Annotated in this window: 17 protein-coding genes and 1 tRNA gene; 12 read left to right on the top strand and 6 right to left on the bottom strand. The window is 71.8% G+C overall.

Features of this window, described 5'->3' with window-relative positions; translation table 11 throughout:
* Window positions 1-44: 44 nt before the first annotated feature.
* The 4 genes from ACFVAJ_RS14365 to ACFVAJ_RS14350 all read right to left on the bottom strand — a co-directional run bounded on the left by ACFVAJ_RS14365 (window position 45) and on the right by ACFVAJ_RS14350 (window position 6,752).
* Window positions 45-914: a DUF3097 domain-containing protein gene (locus tag ACFVAJ_RS14365; RefSeq protein ID WP_376945207.1), complete on the bottom strand. Its 870-nt coding sequence runs from the start codon at window positions 912-914 to the stop codon at window positions 45-47.
* Window positions 915-988: 74 nt separating this feature from the next.
* Complete coding sequence (locus ACFVAJ_RS14360) at window positions 989-4,456, bottom strand: error-prone DNA polymerase (protein WP_376945205.1); 3,468 nt, start codon at window positions 4,454-4,456, stop codon at window positions 989-991.
* A complete protein-coding gene (locus ACFVAJ_RS14355) occupies window positions 4,456-6,000 on the bottom strand; it encodes a DNA polymerase Y family protein (protein WP_376945203.1) in 1,545 nt (514 codons plus the stop codon). Before ACFVAJ_RS14355 ends, ACFVAJ_RS14360 begins: the two co-directional genes overlap by 1 nt.
* The gene (locus ACFVAJ_RS14350) at window positions 5,997-6,752 is read right to left on the bottom strand and encodes a hypothetical protein (RefSeq protein ID WP_376945201.1); all 756 of its coding nucleotides are present in this window, start codon (window positions 6,750-6,752) and stop codon (window positions 5,997-5,999) included. The genes ACFVAJ_RS14355 and ACFVAJ_RS14350 overlap by 4 nt, the downstream gene beginning before the upstream one ends.
* A gap of 95 nt (window positions 6,753-6,847) precedes the next feature.
* Here ACFVAJ_RS14350 and ACFVAJ_RS14345 point away from each other — a divergent pair, with 95 nt between their 5' ends.
* A complete protein-coding gene (locus tag ACFVAJ_RS14345) occupies window positions 6,848-7,558 on the top strand; it encodes an SOS response-associated peptidase (protein ID WP_376945199.1) in 711 nt (236 codons plus the stop codon).
* 94 nt (window positions 7,559-7,652) lie between these two features.
* On the opposite strand, the gene ACFVAJ_RS14340 is transcribed toward ACFVAJ_RS14345, so the two are convergent.
* Window positions 7,653-7,736: transfer RNA gene (locus ACFVAJ_RS14340), tRNA-Leu, on the bottom strand.
* A 191-nt stretch (window positions 7,737-7,927) separates the two neighbouring features.
* On the opposite strand from ACFVAJ_RS14340, the gene ACFVAJ_RS14335 reads away from it, so the two are divergent.
* Together ACFVAJ_RS14335 and ACFVAJ_RS14330 are read left to right on the top strand one after the other, a co-directional pair.
* A complete protein-coding gene (locus ACFVAJ_RS14335; protein WP_376945197.1) occupies window positions 7,928-9,274 on the top strand; it encodes a M20/M25/M40 family metallo-hydrolase in 1,347 nt (448 codons plus the stop codon).
* Between the two features lie 64 nt (window positions 9,275-9,338).
* Complete coding sequence (locus tag ACFVAJ_RS14330; protein WP_376945195.1) at window positions 9,339-10,157, top strand: undecaprenyl-diphosphate phosphatase; 819 nt, start codon at window positions 9,339-9,341, stop codon at window positions 10,155-10,157.
* 94 nt (window positions 10,158-10,251) lie between these two features.
* On the opposite strand, the gene ACFVAJ_RS14325 is transcribed toward ACFVAJ_RS14330, so the two are convergent.
* A complete protein-coding gene (locus ACFVAJ_RS14325; RefSeq protein ID WP_376945835.1) occupies window positions 10,252-11,127 on the bottom strand; it encodes a proteasome assembly chaperone family protein in 876 nt (291 codons plus the stop codon).
* A 108-nt stretch (window positions 11,128-11,235) separates the two neighbouring features.
* Here ACFVAJ_RS14325 and ACFVAJ_RS14320 point away from each other — a divergent pair, with 108 nt between their 5' ends.
* The 9 genes from ACFVAJ_RS14320 (at window position 11,236) to lnt (ending at window position 21,168) form a co-directional block, all read left to right on the top strand.
* Window positions 11,236-11,910, top strand: a complete 675-nt coding sequence (locus ACFVAJ_RS14320; RefSeq protein WP_376945193.1) for an HAD family hydrolase — start codon at window positions 11,236-11,238, stop codon at window positions 11,908-11,910.
* The gene (locus ACFVAJ_RS14315; protein ID WP_376945191.1) at window positions 11,907-12,929 is read left to right on the top strand and encodes a tRNA (adenine-N1)-methyltransferase; all 1,023 of its coding nucleotides are present in this window, start codon (window positions 11,907-11,909) and stop codon (window positions 12,927-12,929) included. The genes ACFVAJ_RS14320 and ACFVAJ_RS14315 overlap by 4 nt, the downstream gene beginning before the upstream one ends.
* A 43-nt stretch (window positions 12,930-12,972) precedes the next feature.
* Window positions 12,973-13,917, top strand: a complete 945-nt coding sequence (locus tag ACFVAJ_RS14310; RefSeq protein ID WP_376945189.1) for an FKBP-type peptidyl-prolyl cis-trans isomerase — start codon at window positions 12,973-12,975, stop codon at window positions 13,915-13,917.
* 76 nt (window positions 13,918-13,993) lie between these two features.
* Complete coding sequence (locus ACFVAJ_RS14305; RefSeq protein ID WP_376945187.1) at window positions 13,994-14,986, top strand: helix-turn-helix transcriptional regulator; 993 nt, start codon at window positions 13,994-13,996, stop codon at window positions 14,984-14,986.
* Window positions 14,983-15,993: a helix-turn-helix transcriptional regulator gene (locus ACFVAJ_RS14300; protein ID WP_376945185.1), complete on the top strand. Its 1,011-nt coding sequence runs from the start codon at window positions 14,983-14,985 to the stop codon at window positions 15,991-15,993. Before ACFVAJ_RS14305 ends, ACFVAJ_RS14300 begins: the two co-directional genes overlap by 4 nt.
* A gap of 104 nt (window positions 15,994-16,097) precedes the next feature.
* Window positions 16,098-16,316, top strand: a complete 219-nt coding sequence (tatA, locus tag ACFVAJ_RS14295) for a twin-arginine translocase TatA/TatE family subunit (protein ID WP_376945183.1) — start codon at window positions 16,098-16,100, stop codon at window positions 16,314-16,316.
* Between the two features lie 50 nt (window positions 16,317-16,366).
* A complete protein-coding gene (gene tatC, locus ACFVAJ_RS14290; RefSeq protein WP_376945834.1) occupies window positions 16,367-17,125 on the top strand; it encodes a twin-arginine translocase subunit TatC in 759 nt (252 codons plus the stop codon).
* 12 nt (window positions 17,126-17,137) lie between these two features.
* Entirely contained in the window at window positions 17,138-19,567 is a 2,430-nt protein-coding gene (locus ACFVAJ_RS14285; RefSeq protein ID WP_376945181.1) for a DEAD/DEAH box helicase, read from the top strand.
* Between the two features lie 50 nt (window positions 19,568-19,617).
* Window positions 19,618-21,168 carry an apolipoprotein N-acyltransferase gene (lnt, locus tag ACFVAJ_RS14280; RefSeq protein ID WP_376945179.1) on the top strand — a complete coding sequence of 517 codons (1,551 nt, stop codon included), beginning with the start codon at window positions 19,618-19,620 and terminating at the stop codon, window positions 21,166-21,168.
* Window positions 21,169-21,178: the final 10 nt, after the last annotated feature.

Here is a 21,178-nt window from a genome sequence, read left to right as displayed (position 1 = left end):
CCGCCGAGCCGTGACGGAGTCGTCTCCGCTCCGTTCGCGAGGGTTCAGGCGGGCGTCGTGACGAAGTCGATGAGCTCCTCGACCCGGCCGAGCAGCGCGGGCTCCAGGTCGCCGTAGCCGCGCACCTGCCCGAGGATGCGCTGCCAGGCGCGGGCGATGTCGGCCTGATCCTCGTGCGGCCAGCCGAAGGCCTCACAGATGCCGTGCTTCCACTCGGTGCCGCGCGGGATCGTCGGCCACTCGGTCTTGCCGATGCGGGCGGGCTTCACGGCCTGCCAGATGTCGATGTACGGATGCCCCACCACGAGCACGTGCGCGCCGTGCGGGCCGCGGGCGACGGCATCGGCGATTCGTTGCTCTTTCGAGCCGGGCACGAGGTGGTCGACGAGCACGCCGACTTTCCGGCCGGCGCCGGGGCGGAATTCCGCGAGGGTCTCGGGCAGCACGTCGACGCCCTCGAGGTATTCGACGACGACGCCCTCGACGCGGAGGTCTGCGCCCCAGATCTTCTCGACGAGTTCGGCGTCGTGCCGACCTTCGACGAAGATGCGGCTCGGCAGGGCGACCTTCGCGGGGGAGGACTCGGCGACGAACGAGCCCGAGGCGGTGCGCAGCCGGCCCGTCGGCGCCTTCGGCTTCGGCGCGACGAGCTGCACGGCACGGCCGTCGACGAGGAAGCCATGGCCGAGCGGGAACATCCGGTGCTTGCCGAACCGGTCCTCGAGGGTCACCGTTCCCTTCGCGACGCCGATCACGGCACCGCAGAAGCCCGACTCGGCGAGTTCGACGACGAGCTCGCGCTCGGCCTCGACCGTGGGGATCACGGTGCGGCCCCGGGCGCGCCAGTCGCCCGAGAGCACGTCACCGCCGTAGCGGTCGGTCGGGTCGTGGTCGAAGGGAGGCGTTGCGGGCACCGCACGAGGCTATCGGAGGCCGGGCCGGGTCCTCGTGCGACACGAGCGGGTGCGGGCAGGCCGGCCGGCGGGGTTCACCGGAAGTCGCGCGACCGCGAGGGCGCGGCGACGGTGAGCGACTCGAAACGGTCGACGATGAGGTTCGTCACCCCCTCCTTCGAGCGCTCGAGGATGCCGCGCACCACCATCGCGGGCGCCTCCCGGGCGATGCGCCGGTACCGGTTCCAGACGCCGACGCCGGCGATCACGTTGAGGGTGCCCGATTCGTCTTCGAGGTTCAGGAAGGTGATGCCCGAGGCCGTCGCAGGGCGTTGCCGATGCGTCACGACCCCGCCGACCTCGATCCGTCGACCCGACTCGACGTCGCGGAGGCGGTCGATGCGGATCGCCCCGCGCTCGTCGAGCCGCTCGCGGATGTGGCGGATCGGATGGTCGTCGGGGGAGATGCCGGTCGACCAGAGGTCGTAGACGACCTGCTCGGCCGGCGAGAGCATCGGCAGGAGCGGCGGCTGCACCACGACGACCGAGCCCGGCAGGAACTCCGCTCGATCCTGCGCCGCCTCGCCGGCGAGCCACAGCGCCTCGCGCCGGGCGAGCCCGAAGCCGTCGAAAGCGCCGGCCGCGGCGAGGGCCTCGAGCTGCTCGGTGTCGAGACCGGCCCGCCGCGAGACGTCCGCCATGTCGCGGTACGGGCCGTGCGCCTCGCGCTCGTCGACGATGCGCTGCGCCACCTGCTCGCCGATCGCCTGCACATCGGCGAGGCCGAGCCGCACGGCGAAGGCGCCATCGCGCCGGTGCTCGGCCGAGCGGTCGGGCGCCTCGCGATCGAAGTCGCCGATCGGCGGCTGCTCGGCCTCGGTGCAGCTGCGGAGCCCCGTCGGCGGGCGGCGGACGTCGCGGGGCGACCACGTGGCATCCGCCCCACTACCGGCGCCGCCCGAGCCGCCCGCCGGCTCGAGCACCTCGAGCCCCGCGTGCGCGCCCGAGCGCAGCACGTCGGGGCGCAGCACCCGCACGCCGTGCCGCCGCGCGTCGGCGGTGAGCGTCTGCGGCGAGTAGAAGCCCATGGGCTGCGCACGCAGCAGCGCCGCCAGGAACGCGGCGGGGTAGTGCAGCTTCAGCCACGAGCTCGTGTAGACGAGCAGCGCGAAGGCGAGGGCGTGGCTCTCGGCGAAGCCGAAGTTCGCGAAGGCCTCGATCTTCGCGTAGATCGCCTGGGCGTCGTCGTCGGAGATGCCGTTGGCCGCCATGCCCTCGAAGAGCTTCGCGCGCAGCTTCGAGATCTTCTCGACCCCGCGCTTGGACCCCATCGCCCGGCGCAGCAGGTCGGCGTCGGCGGCCGTGCAGCCGCCGACGGCGACCGCCATCTGCATGAGCTGCTCCTGGAAGAGCGGCACGCCGAGGGTGCGTTCGAGAACCGGCTTCAGATTCGGGTGCAGGTAGCTGACCTCCTCCTCGCCGGTGCGGCGGCGGATGTACGGGTGCACCGCGCCGCCCTGCACCGGGCCGGGCCTGATGAGCGCGATCTCGACGACGAGGTCGTAGTACCGGCGCGGCTTCAGCCGGGGGAGGGTGCCCATCTGCGCACGGCTCTCGACCTGGAAGACGCCGATCGAATCGGCACGGCAGAGCATGTCGTACACGGCGGCCTCTTCTTTGGGAATCGACTGCAGCTCCCATACCTCGCCCGTGTGCTCGCGCACGAGGTCGAAGGTGTACTGCAGGGCGGCGAGCATGCCGAGCCCGAGCAGGTCGAACTTCACGAGCCCCATCCAGGCGCAGTCGTCCTTGTCCCATTGCAGGACCGTGCGGTTCGGCATGCGGGCGTGCTCGATGGGGCAGACCTCGCCGACCGGCCGGTCGGTGAGCACCATGCCGCCCGAGTGGATGCCGAGGTGCCGCGGGAAGCCGAGCACCTGCTCGGCGAGCGCGATCACCGGTGCAGGGATGTCGTGGTCGTCGGTCTCGACGACGGCGCCCCAGCGTTCGACCTGCCGCGACCACGCGTCTTGTTGCCCGGTGCCGTAGCCGAGCGCCTTCGCCATGTCGCGCACCGCGACCTTCGGCCGGTAGCTGATCACGTTCGCCACCTGCGCGGCGTTCTGCCGGCCGTACTTCGCGTAGACGTACTGGATGATCTCCTCGCGCCGGTCGGAGTCGAAGTCGACGTCGATGTCGGGCTCCTCGTCGCGCAGCGCCGAGAGGAAGCGTTCGAAGGGCAGGTCGAACTTGATCGAGTCGACGGCGGTGATGCGCAGCGCGTAGCAGACGGCCGAGTTCGCGGCAGACCCGCGCCCCTGGCAGAGGATGCCCCGCCGCCGGGCCTCGCTCACGAGGTCGTGCACGATCAGGAAGTAGCCGGGGAAGTCCTTCTGCTCGATCACCGCGAGCTCGTGCTCGAGCCGCGCGCGCACGTGGTCGGGCACCCCGGGGTAGAGCTCGGCGGCGCCCTGCCAGACGAGTTCGCGCAGCCAGCTCATCGAGGTGTGCCTCTCGGGCACCTCTTGTCGGGGCAGGCGCGGACGGGCGCTGCGCAGGGTGAAGCCGAGCTCGTCGGCGAGCACGACCGAGTGCCCGACCGCGCCCGGGTAGCGGGCGAAGCGGGCCTGCATCTCGGCGCCGCTCCGCAGGTGCATGCCGTCGGAGGCCGGCAGCCACCCGTCGAGCTCGTCGAGGCTGCGCCGGGCGCGCACCGCGGCGAGGGCGTTCGCGAGCCGGTGCTCGGGCGGGGTCGCGTAGTGCACCGCGTTCGTCGCGAGGAGCGGGAGCCCCGCCCGTTCGGCGAGCCCCGCGAGCACGTCGTTCGCGCGCTGGTCGGCCGGAGCGCCGTGGTCGAAGAGCTCGACCACGACCTGCTCGGGCCCGAAGAGCGCGATCAGGCGGTCGAGCTCGCGCCACGCGGCGTCGGCGCCGCCGTCGTGGAGGGCGCGTCGCACCGCGCCCTTCCGGCAGCCGGTGGGGATGACCCATTCGCCGCCCGCCTGCTCGGCGAGCGCCTCGAGCTCGTAGACCGGACGGCCCTTCTCACCGCCCGCGAGCTGCCCGGCGGTGATCGCCGAGGCGAGCCGGTGGTAGCCCTCCTCACGGCGGGCGAGCACGAGCAGGTGCTCGCCCTCGGGGTCGGCGGCGCCCATCTGCGGAGCGCTGAGCCCGAGCGAGAGCTCGGCGCCGAAGACGGTGGTGAGCTCGGGGAAGCTCTCGGCCGCCTCGGCGAAGCGCACGATGCCGTAGAAGCCGTCGTGATCGGTGATGGCCATGCCCGAGAGGCCGAGCCGATGCGCCTCCTCGACGAGCTGCTCGGGCGCCGAGGCGCCGTCGAGGAAGCTGTAGTTGGAGTGCGCGTGCAGCTCGGCATAGGGCACCACCGGCCCGTCGGGCGAGGCGAGCCCCTCGCTCGGACGGTACGGCTGGCGCTTGCGACTGAACGCCGGGCCGTCGCCGCCGTCGGCGATGAGCTTCGACGCGCCCGGGTTCGGGCGACGCCGGTCGGAGAGCGTGCGCTCGAGCTCCGACCAGGGGATCTCGGGGTTGTTCCACCCCATCAGTCGTACCTCGCCTCGGCCCACCAGCCCTCGTCGTCGCGCACGAGCAGCCACGCGCAGCCGTCGTGGTCGACGATCTGGAAGCGATGCACCCGGCGGGCCCGATCGGCGTCCCACCAGCGTTCGACGACGGGCCACGGCCCCGCCCACGCCCGCACCTGCTCGGAGGCGCCGCGGCCGACCGCGAAACGCTCGGGCGGGGCCGAGATCGCTCCACGCTCGTCGATCGCGACGGGGGCGCCGGCCGCGTCGAGCAGGGCGACCGGATGCCGCTCGCGGAACACGCTCGCCGGTGCGAGTGCGGGCAGGCTGCCGGGCCACGGCGCCTCCCGGTGCTCGGGTGCACGATCGCCCCACGGCACGAGCACCTGTCGGTCGGCGAGCATGCGACCGCCGCCGACCGCCGCCGTCACCACCCCCTCGTGCCCGAGCATGCTCTGCACGCGGGTCAGCGCGTGGTGCACGCGCTCGTCGGGCCCCTGGCCCCAGAGCCCGGCCTCGTGGTTCGCGGTGCCGTCGACCCGCTCGGGGATCACCCGCAGCTTCGTGATCGGCGAGGCGAGCCCGGTGTCGGCGGTGCCGGCGCCCTGCAGCTGCCAGCGCACCCGGTCGACCACGTCGGCCGGAGTGAACCAGCGCGGGTGCAGCCAGCTGCGGGCGGAGTGCCCGCCACGTTCGTCATCGAGCTCGACCCGGATGGCCGTGCACACGAGCCGCGCGGCCCGCATGCGGTCGATGAACTCTTCGGCGCGCACCCGGAACGCGAAGGCGAGCTGGTCGATGCGGTCGAGCGGCGGTTCGAACTCGGCGGCGATCTCGAACTCGGGCGGCGGGGTGCGGGCCGCCACCCCCGTCGACTCGCGCCCGGCCGCCCGGTCGTGGCCGAAGGCGCCTGCGGCGCCGAAGCGCCGGCGCACGTCGCCTTGCGGGAGTGCCGCGAACTCGCCGAGCGTGCGCACGCCGAGCCGGTTGAGCAGTGTGCGGGTGCGATCGTCGACGACGAGGCCGACGGGCAGCGGCGCGAGGAACTCGGCGGAGCCCCCGGGCGCCACGATACCCACGGGCGAGGAGCGCACGGCACGCGCCGCCTGCTCGGCCGCGAAGGGGCCGTCGGCGATGCCGACCCGGGCGCCGGCCACCCCGAGCCGCTCGACGGTCTCGAGGAGGGCCCGCGCCGCGGCATCCTCACCGCCGTAGTACCTGGCCGGCCCGCGGGCGCGCATCGCGAGCGTGCCGGGCCGCACGACCTGCACCCCTGGGACGGTCTGCTCGACCTGCCGCACCACCGGTTCGAAGGCGCGCACGTCGAGCACCGGGTCGTACGGCAGCACGGTGATCGCGGGGGAGCGGTACTGCGCCTCGCGCAGCCGCAGCCCTCGCACGACCCCGTCGCGGCGGGCGGCCGCCGAGCACGAGTGCACCGCGCCGCCCTCGGTGAGCGCGAGCGGCGCCGCGGGGTCGAGCCCGGCCTCGCGGGCGGCCGCGAAGACGGGCCAGTCGGGGCACCAGAGCACGATCGCGCGGGCGGGGGAGACGGCGGTCATGCCGGCCTCGCGAAGTCGGCATGGATCACGGGCGCGAGCCGCGATGCCGCGGCGACGGGATGGGTCGGGCCGACCTCGCCCGAAGCGTCGTCGGCCACCGCGAACCCGAGCGCACGATCGGGCAGGCGCAGCCGCGAGCGTCGCCGCTTCGCGAACCCGCCCCGGCCGGCGGCGCTCACGACGACCTCGCGCTCGTCGAGGAGGCCGTGCCCCAGTTCGAGGCCGTGCCATTCGCTCAGCTCGACGCCGAGGCTCGCGTCGGCGCCGGGCCAGGCGCCGGCGGCGATGAGCGTGGCGCCGCGCTCGCGCAGGCGGGCCGCGAGCCGCGACGCCTCGGCGGGAGCGACCCGCTGGGCCGGTCGGACGGCGACGACGGGGATGACGTCGGCCAGGGCCGCCACCACCGCGAGCCACTGTCGCCCGGGCTCTGGGACGAGCACGAGCCGCTCGAGCTCGATGCCGAACCGGGCGGCCGCCTCGACGCCGAACTCGGGCATGCCGACGACGGCGACCCAGCGCCCGCTCGCCGAGGGGGTCGCGAGCAGGGCCATCACGAGGGTGGTCGAGCCCTGCGCCTCGACGACGGTGCCCTCGCGCAGGCTGCCGCCCGGCAGGAGCCCCGCGAAGGCCGGGTGGGTGGGCACCGCGCGGGTCTCGAGCCGGGTGGACTGCATGCCCTGGATGCGCGCCTGCAGCTCGTCGACGCGCTCGAGGCGAGCGGTCGGGGAGTGGAGCGGAGCAGCCAGTGTCACCACCTCAGTTTCGAACAAATGTTCGAATACGGCAAGTCGGATGCACCGTCCGTCCACCCCGCTCGGATGTCGGCGGCGCGGGGTAGCCTGACGCCATGTGCGGACGCTTCGTCATCTCCGATACGGCCCCCGACCTGGTGGCGCTCTTCGACATCGACACGGTCGGCGAGGGGCTGCCAGAGCCGAGCTGGAACGTGCGGCCGACCGAGCAGATCCCCGTCGTCATCGAGTCGAACAAGGAGGGGCCCGTGGTGCGGCGCCTCGAGTCGGCGCGCTGGTCGCTCGTGCCCTCGTTCTCGAAGGAGCTGAAGCTCAAGTACCCGACCTTCAACGCCCGGTCCGAGGGCGTCGCGACCTCCTCGGCGTTCCGCGCCTCGCTGCAGGGCAAGCGGGCACTCATCCCGGCCGACGGTTACTACGAGTGGCACACCGTCGGCAAGCGCAAGACGCCGTACTTCATCCATGCCGACGACGGCCCCATCGCCTTCGCGGGGCTGTATTCGTGGTGGCGCGATCGCACGAAGGCCGACGATGACCCCGACCGGTGGGTGCTCACCGCGACCATCATGACCGCCGACGCGACGGGCGGGCTCGCCGACATCCACGACCGCATCCCGGTCATGCTGCCGCCCGAGTTCTGGTCGACCTGGCTCGACCCCGAGACGAAGGGCGATCAGTCGCTCGTCGACCAGGCGGTCGCCGCGTCACGGCCGATGGTGCCCGAGCTGCGATTCCACGAGGTCGCCCCGCTCGGCGACAACGGCCCCGAGCTCATCGAGCCGGTCGAGCCGAGCGAGACGCTGTGACCTGAGGCGGCATGGCGACCTGCGGCGGTGCACCCGACCCCTGAAACGCGAGAAGGCCGGATCAGAATCTGATCCGGCCTTCTCGACACAAGCGTGCGCGAGGGGGGACTTGAACCCCCACGCCCGTTAGGGCACTAGCACCTCAAGCTAGCGCGTCTGCCATTTCCGCCACCCGCGCTTGTGTCTCTCCGCTGATCTCTCAGCGGCCGTAGAAGAGATTAGCACGGTTTCAGAGGCCGTTTTGACCAAACGGCGCCCTGTGCTCGCTCGCCCCGGTGAAACCCCGGATGGCACCCCGAAAAACCGGTTCCGAACCACCTTCTCAGCCGTCTGGGGCACGGAACGAGGCCAGCGACTAGCGTGGAGCGCATGGTCGAGGCATCCGAGAAATCAGCGACGAACCCCGTGACGATCCCTGCGGGGACGGAGCTCGACGAGACGGCGGTGATCGCCCGCGACCTGATCCGCTTCGACACCTCGAACTACGGTTCGGGCCGGGCCAACGGCGAGCGCGAGGCCGCCGAGTACGTCGAGGCGAAGCTCGCCGCCCTCGGACTCGCCCCGCAGCTGTTCGAACCCGAGCCCCGCCGCACGAGCGTCGTCGCGCGCGTGCCCGGCCGCAATCCCGAGAAGCCGGCGCTCGTCGTGCACGGCCACCTCGACGTCGTCCCCGCCGACGCCCGCAACTGGAGCGTCGACCCCTTCGCGGGCGAAGTCCGCGACGGCATGCTGTGGGGCCGCGGCGCGGTCGACATGAAGGACATGGACGCGATGATGCTCGCCGCCCTCGGCGACATCCTCGGCTCGGGGCGCCTGCCCGAGCGCGAGCTCGTGTTCGCGTTCTTCGCCGACGAGGAGGCCGGCGGCGGTGCCGGTTCGAGCTGGCTCGTCGACCACCACCCCGAGCTCTTCGCGGGGGCGACCGAGGCCATCAGCGAGGTCGGCGGCTACTCGATCACCGTCGGCGGCCGGCGGGCGTATCTGCTGCAGACGGGGGAGAAGTCGCTGCTCTGGATCAAGCTCGTCGCCCGCGGTGTCGCTGCGCACGGATCCCGCCGCATCCGCGACAACGCGATCACGCGCCTCGCCGAGGCCGTCGCCGTGCTCGGACGCACCGACTGGCCGATCCGGCTCACCGACACGACGCGCGAGCTCCTCGGCGAGATCGCGGGCGTGCTCGGCGTCGACCCCGAGCAGGTCTCGCCCGACGAGCTCGCCCTCGCGACCGGCTCGGCCTCGGGGTTCATCACCGCCACGCTGCGCACGACCTCCAACCCGACGCTGCTCGAGGCGGGCTACAAGCACAACGTCATCCCCGACCGCGCGGAGGCGCTGATCGACATCCGCACCCTTCCCGGCGAGGAGGAGGCGGTGCTCGCCGAGGTGCAGGCGCTCGTCGGCGACGACATCGAGATCGAGATCGTGCATCGCGACGTGGGGCTCGAGAGCTCGACCTCGGGCAGCCTCGTCGACGCGGTGAAGCGCTCGCTCGAGGCGCACGATCCGGGCGCGCCGGTGTTCCCCTACCTGCTCTCGGGCGGCACCGACAACAAGGCGCTCAGCCGGCTCGACATCGCCGGGTACGGCTTCGCCCCACTGCGGCTGCCCGAAGGCTTGGACTTCCCTGCGATGTTCCACGGCGTTGACGAGCGGGTGCCGCTCGACGCACTAGTCTTCGGGAGGCAGGTCCTCCGCGACCTGCTCCTCGAGTACTGACCGGCCCGTCGACGGCCGAAGCAGAGATCCGCCGCGCGCGGAGACGGAAGGCGACAGCAACCACGTGATCGAAGCGCTCATCCTCGGACTCGTCCAGGGCCTGACCGAATTCCTCCCGATCTCCTCGAGCGCCCACCTGCGCATCCTCGGGGAGTTCCTGCCCGGCGCGCAGGACCCGGGGGCGGCGTTCACCGCCATCACGCAGCTCGGCACCGAGACGGCGGTCGTGGTCTTCTTCTGGCGCGACATCGTGCGCATCATCTCGCACTGGTTCGGCTCGTTCACCGGTCGCGTGCCCCGCAACGACCCCGACGCGCGCATGGGCTGGCTCATCATCATCGGCTCGATCCCGATCGTGGTGTTCGGCATCCTCTTCCAGGACGCGATCGAGTCGACGCTCCGCTCGCTCTGGATCACGGCGACGATGCTCGTCGTCTTCGGCATCATCCTCGGCCTCGCCGACTGGGCCGGGGCGAAGCGCCGCAAGCTCGACCAGCTCACATACCCGCACGGCGTGCTCTACGGCTTCGCGCAGTCGCTCTCACTCATCCCGGGCGTCTCGCGGTCGGGCGGCACGATCACGATGGGCCTCCTGCTCGGCTACGAGCGCGCCGCGGCCGCCCGCTACGCGTTCCTCCTCGCGATCCCCGCGGTGTTCGGCAGCGGCTTCTTCCAGCTCGTGAAGAGTCTCGACGAGCCCACGGTCTACGGTCCGATCGAGACCGCGGCGGCGACCCTCGTCGCGTTCGTCGTCGGCATCCTCGTGATCGCGTTCTTCATGAGCTGGATCTCGAAGCACAGCTTCCTGCCGTTCGTGATCTACCGCATCGTGCTCGGCGGCGCGCTGTTCGCCATGCTCGCCACCGGCGCGATCCAGGCTTGAGCGACCGACGCGGTCGACCGGGGCGGCGCGGCCGCGTCAGCTGGGCATCCGTCAGCGCGAGGTGCGGTCGGGCTCGGCCGTCTGCGCGCCTCCGTCAGGGTGCGGCCGGGCCGCCGCGCCCGTCGGCGCGCCCCTCGGGGCCGTCGCCGCGGCGACGGAGGTAGCGCTCGAACTCCTGCGCGATCGCCTCGCCGCTCGCCTCGGGGGCGTCGACCGCGTCGCGGGCCTGTTCGAGCTGCGTGATGTAGCCGGCCATCTCCTCGTCCTCGGCGGCGAGCGCGTCGACGCCGGCCTCCCACGCCTGCGCGTCGACCTCGAGGCTGCCGCGCGGGATCGAGAGCCCGGTGAGCTCCTCGAGCTTGCCGAGCAGCGCGAGCACGGCCTTCGGCGACGGTGCGTTGTGCACGTAGTGGGGGACCGAGGCCCAGAGGGACACGGTCGGGATGCCCGCGCGCTCGGCCTGGTCGGCGATCACGCTGAGGATGCCGACGGGACCCTCGTACGTCGAGCGCTCGACGCCGAGCGCACTGCGCACCTCGGGGTTCTCGCTCGAGGCGAAGACGGTCAGGGGGCGCGTGTGCGGGGCGTCGGCGAGCATCGCGCCGAGCAGCACGACGCCGTCGATGTCGGCGGCGAGCGCCGCGTCGACGAGCTCGGCGGCGAAGCCCTTCCAGCTGCGCGCGGGCTCGGCGCCCATGAGCACGTGCAGTCCGGATGCCCCGGGGCCGGTCACCGGGTCGTCGAGATCACCCCGGCCGCTGGGGCCGAGGATCGCCGCGCCCGGCCATTCGAGCTGTCGGGAGCCGTCGTCGGCGGTGACGATCGTGGGGCGCGTGAACTGGTAGTCGAAGTAGATCTCGGGATCGACCGCGGCGATCTCGACGAGGCCGAGCCGCTCGCTGAGGAGCTTCGCTGCTCCGGTCGCCGCCTCACCGGCGTCGTTCCAGCCCTCGAAGGCGACCACGAGCAGCCTTCGACCTTCGAATCCGGCCGGCTGATTCACTGCTGGTGCCCCGCTTCCCGCCCCGGACGCCCGGGGTCCTCTCCACAATAGGGCGTGCCCGTAGACTTGGGGGTTGTGACCACACGACTGCCTGCCGCCGCCCTCTGGGACATGGACGGAACCCTCGTCGACACCGAACGCTACTGGATGGCCGCCGAGGAGGAGCTCGTCGAGGCCTTCGGCGGCAGCTGGAGCCACGAGGAGGCGCTCGCCCTCGTCGGCAGCGGCCTCTGGGAGTCAGCCCGGGTCTTCCAGGCGAAGGGCGTCGACCTCGACGCCGACACGATCGTGAACCGCCTGACCGGCCGCGTCAGCGAGATGCTCGTCGAGCACGGCGTGCCGTGGCGCCCGGGCGCCCGCGAACTGCTCGAGGCGCTGCGCGAGGCATCCGTGCCCACCGCGCTCGTGACCATGTCGCTGCGCTCGATGGCCGACGAGATCATCTCGGCGATCCCGTTCACGGCCTTCGACGTCATCGTCACCGGCGACTCGGTCGAGCACGCGAAGCCGCATCCGCAGCCGTATCTGCAGGCCGCAGACCTGCTCGGCGTCGACATCGCCGACTGCGTCGCCTTCGAGGACTCGCCCGCGGGGCTCACCTCGGCCTTCACCGCCGGTGCCGTCGCCGTCGGCGTCCCCAACATCCTCGAGCTCGACGACGTGCCCTCGACGGTCATCTGGCCGACGCTCGAAGGCGCGACCGTCGCCGACGTCGCCGCGCTCCTCACCGCAGAGGAGGTCGCACGATGAATGCGAGCCGTGGCGAGCAGAGCGGGCCGTTCCGCGTCGGCGACCGGGTGCAGCTCACCGGCCCCAAGGGCCGCATGCACACCATCACCCTCGAGCCGGGCCAGATGTTCCACTCGCACAAGGGCCTCATCGCGCACGACGACCTCATCGGCCTGCCCGACGGCTCGGTCGTCGCGAACCAGGTCGGCATCGAGTACCTCGCACTTCGCCCGCTGCTCAGCGACTTCGTGATGTCGATGCCGCGCGGTGCGGCGATCGTCTACCCGAAGGACGCCGCGCAGATCCTCGCGCAGGCCGACATCTTCCCGGGCGCGACGGTCGTCGAGGCCGGCGTCGGCTCGGGCGCGCTCTCGCTGTGGCTGCTCCGCGCGATCGGCGCGAACGGGCGGCTCCACTCCTTCGAGCGGCGCGACGACTTCGCCGAAGTCGCCCGCGGCAACATCGCGACCTTCCACGGCGCCGTGCCCGAGAACTGGTCGATCGGTCTCGGCGACCTCGCCGAGGTGCTGCCCGAGACGGTCGACGACGGCAGCGTCGACCGGGTCGTGCTCGACATGCTCGCGCCGTGGGAGTGCCTCGACGCCGTGTCGGCCGCTCTCAAGCCCGGCGGCGTGCTGCTCTGCTACATCGCGACCGCCACCCAGCTCTCGCGCGTCGCCGAGGCGATCAGGGCGACGGGGGAGTACACCGAGCCCCAGTCCTCCGAGACGATGGTGCGCGGCTGGCACGTGCAGGGCCTCGCCGTGCGCCCCGATCACCGCATGATCGCCCACACCGGCTTCCTCATCACGGCCCGCCGCCTCGCGCCCGACACCGTGCTGCCCGAGCTCAAGCGCCGCCCGTCGAAGACCGAGTTCAGCGCCGAGGACGTCGAGGCGTGGACACCCGGCGCCCTCGGCGAGCGGCAGGTCAGCGACAAGAGCCTCCGCAAGCGCGTGCGCGCGGCCGGCGCCGCGGCCCGGAAGGCCGGTTCCACCGGCCCAGCCGACGAGAACGAACCGTCCGACTCGGACGGGTAGGCTTTCAACGCCCCTCCGCGACCCATCGAAGAATCGAGGATCAGTGCGCTCGTCATTCGCGCTCATCGCCACGGCCGGCCTCGTCGCCGTCGCCCTCACCGGCTGCACCGCCCCGGCGCCCGCGCCCGAGGCCTCCACGGGCGGCTCGTCCGAGCTGGTCGAGGCGACCGGTGAGTTCGGCTCGGCGCCGAAGGTCGACTTCCCGACGCCGCTCATGCCGAGCGAGACGGAGTGCACCGAGATCGTCGAGGGCGAGGGGCCCCTCCTCACCGAGGGACAGATGGCCCTCGTCGGCCTCGCCGTCTACAACGGCGCGACCGGTGACGAGCTCCAGGTCACCGGCTTCGGCGATGAGGACGCGGTGCCGCTCACGGTCTCCGACACGACGCTGCCCGGCCTGAAGAAGGGCCTGACGTGCGCCCGCGAGGGTTCGCGTGTCGCCGTCGTCGTCCCCGAGAAGGACGGCTTCGGCCCGAACGGCAACCAGTCGATCGGCATCGCCCCGGGCGACAGCCTGGTCCTGGTGCTCGACGTGCAGCAGGCGTTCCCGTCGCGTGCCGACGGCGCCGTGCGCCTCAGCCGCGACGGCTTCCCCGCGGTGGTGCTCGCTCCCGACGGTCGCCCCGGCATCACGGTGCCGAAGAACGACCCGCCCGAGCAGACCGAGGTCGAGGTGCTGAAGGAGGGCTCCGGCGAGGTCGTCGAGTCCGGCGACACGGTGGTCGTGCAGTACACGGGCGTCCTCTGGGACGACAACAGCGTGTTCGACTCCAGCTGGGAGAACGGCAGCCCGGTGACCTTCACCGTCGCCGAGGGCGAGGGTGCGCAGGTGATCCCGGGCTTCTCGAAGGCGATCATCGGCCAGACCGTGGGCTCCCAGGTGGGCGTCATCGTGTCTCCCGAAGACGGCTACGGCGACCAGGCGAACGCGAAGATCCCCGCGGACTCGACCCTCTTCTTCGTCGTCGACATCCTGGGCGTGCTCTGATCACGCCTGCGCGGCCGGCCGGCGCGAGCGTTTCAGTATGATCGCTCGTGTGGCCGGGGGAGAGCGCAGGGGCGAAGTGAAGGTACCGGTCGAGGACCGACTGTTCAGTCTGGTGCTGGCGCTGCTGGCGACCGAGACGGGGCTCCTGAAGTCCGAGATCCTCTCGACCGTTCGCGGCTACGCCGAGCGCTTCGACGCCTCGGGTGCGAACGCGAACCTCGAGCGCCAGTTCGAGCGCGACAAGGACGACATCCGCGAGCTCGGCATCCCGCTCGAGACCGTCGAGTCGCCCGACCGGCCTGGCGACAACCAGGCGCTGCGCTATCGCATTCCGAAGGGGCAGTACGAACTCCCCGAAGAGGTGCGGTTCACGCCCGACGAGCTCGCGCTCCTCGGCCTCGCGGCCGAGGTCTGGCGCGAGGCATCCCTGTCGGCCGATTCGCAGCGTGCGCTCACGAAGCTGCGCTCGCTCGGCATCGAGCCGCACGAGCCCGTGATCGGCTATGCGCCGCGCCTGCGGGTGCGCGACGCGGCGTTCGAGCCGTTGCGCCAGGCCCTCGACCGCCGGCAGGCGGTGCGGTTCCGCTACTTCAAGCCGGGCGAGCAGGCGCCGCGCCAGCGCACGGCCAACCCGCTCGCAGTCGTGCTGCACGAGGGGCGCTGGCACCTGCACGCCTTCGACCTCGACGCCCAGGAGCCCCGCACCTTCCTGCTCTCGCGCATCGTCGGCGAGGTGACCACGGTGCCCGGCTCGAGCTTCGACGCCCCGCCGCCCGGCATCCAGGACCAGGTGATCGCCGACCTCAGCGCGCTGCGCCTCGCGAACGCCGCCGATCTCGCGGTCACCGCGGGCAGCGACGCGGAGGTGCGCCTCGGCAAGCGGGCCTCGCTGCGCGACGAGGACGCGGGCGTCATCCGCCTCCACTACACCGACGCCGCCATCTTCGCCGACGAGCTCGCGGCCTACGGGCCCGAGGTCCGGGTGCTCTCGCCGAGCTCGCTCCGCGACGCCGTCCGCGCACGGCTCCGTGCGGTCGCCGAGGCCCATCGCGAAGGAGACATCCGATGAGCGCGAAGCGCGCACGCCCGCTGAAGGCGCCCGACAAGCTCGTCTTCCTCCTGTCGTTCGTGCCGTACCTGCTCGAGCAGCAGGTCGTCGACGTCGACGAGGCCGCCGCGCACTTCGGCATCGGCGCGGAGGAGATCCGCGATGCCGTGCGACTGATCGCCACCTCGGGGCTGCCCGGCGCGACCGGCACCTACCAGCCGAACGACCTCTTCGACATCGACTGGGACTCCTTCGAGGACGACGACGTGATCGTCATCGTGCACCACGTCGCGATCGACGACGCGCCGCGGCTCTCCGCGCGCGAGGCGTCCGCGCTCATCGCGGGCCTCCAGTACCTCTCCGCACTGCCCGAGAACGCCGGGAGCGCCTCGCTCGCCGCGCTCATGCAGAAGCTCACCGCGGGCGCCTCCGCCGCGCCGAGCCGCCTCGCCGTCGCGGAGTCCGAGGCGGACGCCTCGCTCGCGCGCATCCGCGAGGCCGTCGCGGGCGGCCGCCAGCTCGAGTTCGACTACCGCAACGCGCTCGGCGTCGCCGGGCGTCGCCGGGTCGACCCGCTGCGCATCCTCTCGCAGGACGCCGACTGGTACCTGCAGGCGTACTGCCACACCCGCGAGGACGTGCGCAACTTCCGCGTCGACCGCATGAGCGACCTCGTCGTCTCCGAGGTGCCGATCGACCAGCACCCCGAGCGCGAGGTGCCCGACACGCTCTTCCAGAGCTCCGAGTCCGACTTCGACGTCGTGGTGGATGTCGCGCCCGAGGCGCTGCCGCTCCTCGCCGACTACCTCGCCGACTCGACGACCGCCGAGGTCGACGGGCGCCTGCGGGTGACCCTGCGTCTCGCGCACGTGCACGGCCTCAAGCGGCTCGTGGCCGGCCTCCCCGGCCTCGTGACGGTCGTCGGGCCTCCCGAGGCGCGAGCGGCGGTCGCCGGATGGGCCGAGGCGGGTCTCGCGGGCTACGTCGATGCCGAGGCATCCGCGCTCACGGACGACCCGCCGAACTGATCCCTCCGACGCGACGCGCGGGCATCCGTCCACAGGAGTGGACGGACGGAAACCTCCGACAGGTAGACTGTCGCCAACATCCCCCGAGAAACGGACGAATACCTATGTGGCAAGGCTTCACCGGTTGGCACGCGCTGATCATCCTCGTGGTCATTCTGCTGCTGTTCGGCGCCCCCAAGCTTCCGGCGCTCGCCCGCAGCCTCGGGCAGTCGATGAAGATCCTGAAGACCGAAGTGCGCTCCGACAAGGGCGACGGCGACGCAGCCGCGCCTGCTGACGAGCAGACGAAGTCCGAAGAGCCGGGTTCCGGCAAGAGCGCCTGACCTCGATGACCGCGGTGAAGGATCGCGGAGAGAAGAACCGCGAGAAGCGGATGTCGCTCGGCGCGCATCTCATCGAGTTGCGCAAGCGGCTGTTCATCTCCGCGATCGCGATCGTCGTCGGCATGGTCGCCGGCTGGGTGCTCACCGACCTGTACGTGTGGGACGCCATCCAGGAGCCGGTCGTCCGCGTCGCCGAGGCGCGCGGGCAGGACGCCGAGACCGCGATCGTCTTCCCGACGATCTCGAGCGCGTTCGACCTGCGCCTGCAGATCGCGCTGACCCTCGGCCTCGTGATCTCGAGTCCGGTCTGGCTGTATCAGATCTTCGCGTTCCTGGTGCCAGGGCTGAACAAGAAGGAGCGCAGCTTCACGCTCGCGTTCTTCATGACGGCGATCCCGCTCTTCTTCGCGGGCTGCGCGGCCGGCTGGTTCGTGCTGCCGAACATCGTGAAGCTGATGACGAGCTTCGTGCCCGAGGGCGCGATGTCGCTGCTCACCGCGAAGGAGTACATCGACTTCGTGCTGAAGCTCGTCGTGGCGATCGGCATCGCGTTCGTCGTGCCGGTGTTCATCGTGCTGCTGAACTTCGCGGGCGTGATCAGCGCCGCGTCGATCATCAAGTCGTGGCGCGTCGCCATCCTCGTGATCGTGCTGTTCACGGCGATCGCGACGCCCTCGGCCGACGTGGTCTCGATGTTCATGCTCGCCATCCCGATGATCGGCCTGTACTTCGCGGCCTGGTTCATCGCGAGCCTGCATGATCGCCGTGTCGAGCGCCGCAACCGCTTGGAGTTCGGCGACGCTGTCTAGGCTGGAGGGGTGATGAGCCTCTCGCCGGCCGAGCGCTACGCGCTGTCCCGCCAACAACGCCGGCAGCCCCGGCTCGCCGAGTTCGCCGCGTCGGTGCGATTCGACCTCGACCCGTTCCAGCGCGCCGCCTGCGCCGCGCTCGACGAGGGACGCAGCGTGCTCGTCGCGGCCCCGACCGGGGCGGGCAAGACGGTCGTGGCCGAGTTCGCGGTCTACCTCGCGATGCAGGAGCCGGGGGCGAAGGTCTTCTACACGACGCCGATCAAGGCACTCTCGAACCAGAAGTACCAGGAGTTCGTCGACGCCTGGGGCGCCGAGAACGTGGGCCTGCTCACGGGCGACACGAACGTCAACTCGGGCGCACGCATCGTCGTCATGACGACCGAGGTGCTGCGCAACATGCTCTACGCCGAGTCGGCGCTGCTCGATCGCCTCGCCTACGTGGTCATGGACGAGGTGCACTACCTCGCCGACCGCTTCCGCGGCGCCGTGTGGGAGGAGGTCATCATCCACCTCCCCGAGGCGGTGCGGCTCGTCTCGCTCAGCGCGACCGTGTCGAACGCCGAGGAGTTCGGCGACTGGCTGCAGGCCGTGCGCGGCGACACCGACGTCATCGTGTCGGAGGATCGGCCGGTGCCGCTCGAGCAGCACGTGCTCGTCAAGCAGAAGCTCGTCGACCTCTTCGACTCCTCGGGGCAGGCCGCGACCCATCGAGTGAATCCCGAGTTGAAGCAGCTGGCGCGCATGGGCGGCCGCTCGATCTCGCAGCGTTCGCAGCGGGGGCGGCGGGGCGGCGACCGCGGCCGCTTCCACCAGGGCGGGCCCGGCTCGGGGCGCCTCGATCGCCCCGAGGTGGTCGCCCTGCTGCAGGGCAAGAACCTGTTGCCGGCGATCGTGTTCATCTTCTCGCGCGCCGGCTGCGACCAAGCGGTGCGCCAGGTGCTCCGCTCGGGCATCCGGCTGACCGAGGCGCACGAACGCAGCGAGATCCGCGCGATCGTCGAAGAGCGGGCGAGGATGCTCCGTGACGAGGACCTCGCGGTGCTCGGCTACTGGGAGTGGCTCGAGGGACTCGAGCGCGGCGTGGCCGCCCACCATGCGGGCATGCTGCCCGCGTTCAAGGAGATCGTCGAGGACCTCTTCCAGCAGAAGCTCGTGAAGGTGGTCTTCGCGACGGAGACGCTCGCGCTCGGCGTGAACATGCCGGCCCGCTCGGTCGTGCTCGAGAAGCTCGAGAAGTTCAACGGCGAGGCGCGCGTGCCGATCACCCCGGGGGAGTACACCCAGCTCACCGGGCGCGCCGGCCGGCGTGGCATCGACGTCGAGGGGCACTCCGTCATCCAGTGGGTCGACGGCCTCGATCCCGAGTCGGTGGCGGCACTCGCCTCGCGGCGCAGCTATCCGATGAACTCGAGCTTCCGGCCGACGTACAACATGGCGGTGAACCTCATCGACCAGTTCGGGCGCGACCGCACCCGTCAGATCCTCGAGCTCTCCTTCGCGCAGTTCCAGGCCGACCGCGCCGTCGTCGACCTCGCCCGGACCCTCCGCAAGCAGGAGGAGTCGATGGCGGGGTTCGAGGACGCCATGCGCTGCCACCTCGGCGACTTCGCCGAGTACGCGACGCTGCGCCGCGAGATCGGCCGACTCGAGCGGCAGTCGTCGAAGGGCAACCCGTCACATGCGCAGCGCGAGCGGATGCAGCGAGAGCTCGTCGCCGCGCGCAAGGCGCTCCGCGCCCACCCATGCCACGGCTGCGCCGAACGCGAGCAGCACGCGCGCTGGGCCGAGCGCTGGTGGCGCCTGAAGCAGGAGCACGACGACCTCCTCCGGCAGATCCGCACGCGAACCGGCCAGGTCGCGAAGCGCTTCGACAAGGTCGCCGAGGTGCTGACGAAGCTCGGCTACCTCGAGCGCGACGCGAAGGGCGCGGTGGTCTCGACGCCGGCGGGTCGCATCCTGAAGCGCATCTACGGCGAACGCGATCTCCTCGTCGCCGAGTGCCTCCGGCACGGGTTGTGGGACGGGCTGGATGTCGCGGGGGTGGCCGCGATGGCTGCGTCGCTCGTCTACGAGCCGCGACGCGACGATCGCAACGTCGACTTCCGGCTGCCCCGCGCCGGCTTCCGCGAGGCGTTCGATCGCACGCTCGACGTCTGGAGCGAGCTCGACGACCTCGAACGCGACCATCGCCTGCCGGGCAGCGACCAGCCGTCGCCGGCCCTCGCCTCGGCGATGCACTCGTGGGCGCGCGGCGGCGACCTCGGCGGGGTCCTCGAGGACACCGAGCTCGCAGCAGGCGACTTCGTGCGGTTGACGAAGCAGGTCGTCGACCTGCTCGACCAGATCTCGATCGTGGCCGACGCCGAGCTCGGCGCCACGGCGCGCGCGGCGATCGATGCCGTCCGTCGCGGCGTCGTCGCCTACGGCACGGTCGTCTGACGCCCCGCCCCGCGCTCGTGACGCGCCGGTGCGTCGCCTAGGCTGATCTGGTGCCCGAGAGCCCCACACGTCGCCTCCTGCCGCTGCCACTCTGGGCGGCCGTGCTCGCCGCCGCGGTGGGCGGCTCGGTCTACGACCTGGGATTCCCCGGGCTCGGCATCTGGCCGCTCGCCTTCGTCGGCATCGCGCTCGCGCTCCTCAGCCTGATCGGTCGACGAGCCTGGGGCGCTGCGCTCGTCGGGTTCGTCTTCGGGCTCGCGTTCTACCTGCAGCAGGTGTCGTGGACCTCGCTCTACCTCGGCCCGATCCCGTGGCTCGCCCTGTCGTTCCTCGAGTCGCTCTTCGTGGCGGGCGGGGCGGTGCTCATCACGCTCGCCTACCGCTGGGTGCCGCGGGCGAACGATTCGCGCTGGGTCAGACTGATCGTGCTGCCACTGCTCGTGGCCGGGCTCTGGATCGTCCGCGAGACCGCCAACGGCACGCTGCCGTACGGGGGATTCCCCTGGGGGCGCGCGGCGCTCAGCCAGGCGGAGAGCCCCTTCGCCGAACTCGTCTCATGGGTGGGGTCGACCGGCCTCGGGTTCGTGATGGTCGCGATCGTCGCCGGCGTCATCGAGTGGGTGCGGCTTCGCGGATGGCGCGACCTCCGCACCGCGGTGCCGGTCGCCGCGCTCCTCGTGGTCGCCGTCGTGCTGCCCGCGTGGCCGACGACGCCGGTCGGCGAGCTCCGCGTCGCGAGCGTGCAGGGCAACGGCCCCTCGGGCTACTTCGACGAGCGCACCCAGGGCGATGTGCTCGCCGCCCAGCTCGAGGCGACCGAGCCGATCCTCGGCGAGGAGGGCGTCGACGTCCTCCTCTGGCCCGAGGGCGGCTCCGACATCGACCCGACCCGCAGTGAGGCGGCGGCCGAGGTGTTCGACTCGCTGAGCACCGCTCTCGACGCACCGGTCGTGCTGAACACCGTCACGGTGCGCGGCGAGGAGTACTTCAACACCTCACTGCTCTGGCGCGCGGGGGAGGGCGCGGTCGACAGCTACGACAAGCGGCATCCGGTGCCGTTCGGCGAGTACATCCCCGACCGCTGGTTCTACGACGCGATCGTGCCGAACCTGACCGGGCTGGTGCAGCGCGGGTACTCGCCCGGCGTGAACCCGCCGGTGTTCGATCTCGGACCGGCCGTCGCCGGCCTGGCGATCTGCTTCGACGTCATCTACGACGAGGTCATCTGGGAGGGTGCGCGCGACGGCGCGGAGGTCTACCTGTTCCAGACGAACAACGCCGACTTCCGCGGCACCGACGAGAACCAGCAGCAGCTCGCCATCGCCCGGCTGCGGGCGATCGAGACGGGGCGCTCGGTCGTCAACATCTCGACGGTCGGCACGAGTCAGGTCATCGATCCGACGGGTCGGACGATCGATGCGCTGCCGGCAGACGAGCCGGGCGCGATGGTGACCGATGTCGAACTGCGCCAGGGCATCACCCCGTCGGTGGCGCTCGCCGGATGGGTGCCGATCACGATCGTGCTCGCGGCACTCGCGGGCCTCATCGCGGCAGGCGTGCTCGCGACGCGTTCAGGTTCGCGTCGGGAATCGCGCGACTGAGGGTTCGGCG

Source organism: Agromyces sp. NPDC057679, assembly GCF_042799635.1.
Classification (GTDB): domain Bacteria; phylum Actinomycetota; class Actinomycetes; order Actinomycetales; family Microbacteriaceae; genus Agromyces.
Note: the sequence above shows the minus strand (reverse complement) of the source record. Positions and strands in the feature narration are given on the sequence as shown.